Here is a 1,679-nt window from a genome sequence, read left to right as displayed (position 1 = left end):
TGAATCACGAAGCATCGAAATCATCAGCCAAGGTGCCGGCACCCATTTCGACCCCGAACTGGTTGAAGTTTTTCTGGAGCGGATCGCTCTGATCCGCATCATTCAGGCGCGATACTCAGAAACGCACGCCCAACCGCAACCCCCCCCGACGTATGTGGCGCAACAATGATTAACCGACTGATCGCCTCCACGCTGCCCCTGTTTCCCAAACGATTGGTCTGGCTGTTTTCCCGTTCCTACATTGCCGGGGAGACGGTTGATGAGGCCATGAGGGTGTGCCGGGCCCTGAACGACGACGGCATGAAAACCACCATCGATATCCTGGGTGAGTTTATCCAGAATCTGGAAGAGGCCGAAAAGAATCGCGACGAATACCTGGCCCTGATCGACGTCACCCAGCGCAGCCGTATAGACGGCAATTATTCGGTGAAGCCCACCATGTTCGGTCTGCTCATCGATGCCGACGCCTGCTACCATCACATCCGTGAAATCGTCGCCAAGGCAGCCGGCTACGGAAATTTCATCCGCATCGACATGGAAGATTCAAATTGTGTAGATCTGGAGATACGCTTGTTTCGACGGATAAAGGCCGAATTCCCGGAAAGCGTGGGACTGGTCGTGCAAGCCTACCTGCGTCGCACCCTGGACGACCTGAAGGGCCTGATGGACCTTCACTCGCCGACGCTTCCGTTGAATTTTCGGATTTGTAAAGGCATCTATGCGGAACCCCGGCGCATCGCCTTTCAGCGCCACGATGAGATCAACGCCCATTTCCTGGAAGATCTCGAATTCATGTTTCAAAACGGTATCTATCCCGGCATCGCCACCCACGACCGGGCCCTGGTGGAGGGTGCCCTGGCGCTTATCGACCGTTACGATATGGGCCGAGACAGGTACGAATTCCAGATGCTTTACGGTGTCACACCGGAGCTTCGTCGCATGCTGATCGATGCCGGACATACCATGCGGGTGTATGTCCCTTACGGCCGCCACTGGTTCGGATACTCCACCCGGCGCCTCAAGGAAAACCCGAAGATCGTCAACAGCATCGTCAAATCCCTCTTGCTGCGCGGATAAATTGACCTAACCACTCGAGCGTTCATCGACGGCGACAATCGCTTTCCGATGGCAACCCAAACCGGAGCACCCATCCCGCCAGCCCTAACAGCGGAAAGACCATGCGAATTCATCAAAGGGAGGGACAACATGAAAGAGGAACCCGGGACAGCCACCCTGGAGATCTTTTCCGACTACATCTGACCGTGGTGCTACTTCAGTACCGGGCGTATTGAACGGATAAAAGCGGCATTTTACATCCATGTCAACTGGACGGCGTTTCCCCTGCATCCGGAAACACCACCGGCTGGACAGACCCTGGAGGCGTTGTTTGCCGGCCAGCCGGTGGATATTCCCGGCATGCTGGCCCGCCTGCGCCAAGTGGCCAGGGAGCTGAACCTGCCCTTCGGTGAGCGTAAAATGACATTCAACAGCCGGTTGGCCCAAGAACTGGGCAAATGGGCCGAGGATCAGGGCCGAGGAGACCCCTTTCACCACGCCGTGTTCCTCGCCTATTTCCAGCGCGGCGATAACATTGCCCGCCAGTCGGTTCTACTCCAGATATGCTCGACGGTCGGATTGGACCCTGCAGCGGCACAGGTGGTGCTGGACCAGCGATCCTA

General features: G+C 56.8%; 2 protein-coding genes. Both read left to right on the top strand.

Going from position 1 to position 1,679, the window contains the following annotated elements:
- Positions 1-165: 165 nt before the first annotated feature.
- Complete coding sequence (locus tag ABYV26_RS25005) at positions 166-1,077, top strand: proline dehydrogenase family protein (protein ID WP_372684058.1); 912 nt, start codon at positions 166-168, stop codon at positions 1,075-1,077.
- A 210-nt stretch (positions 1,078-1,287) separates the two neighbouring features.
- Positions 1,288-1,679, top strand: a 392-nt coding sequence (locus tag ABYV26_RS25000; RefSeq protein WP_372684059.1) for a DsbA family protein, incomplete at its 3' end; no start/stop codon positions are given.

Source organism: Desulfosarcina sp. (genome assembly GCF_041551955.1).
GTDB lineage: Bacteria > Desulfobacterota > Desulfobacteria > Desulfobacterales > Desulfosarcinaceae > Desulfosarcina.
The sequence above is the reverse complement of the archived record's forward strand: the minus strand, read 5'-3'. Positions and strand labels throughout refer to the sequence as shown.

What these genes read in the sequence shown, in the direction of transcription:
- ABYV26_RS25005 (WP_372684058.1), top strand. Translation starts at nt 166, where the DNA reads ATGATTAACCGACTGATCGCCTCCACGCTGCCCCTGTTTCCCAAACGA.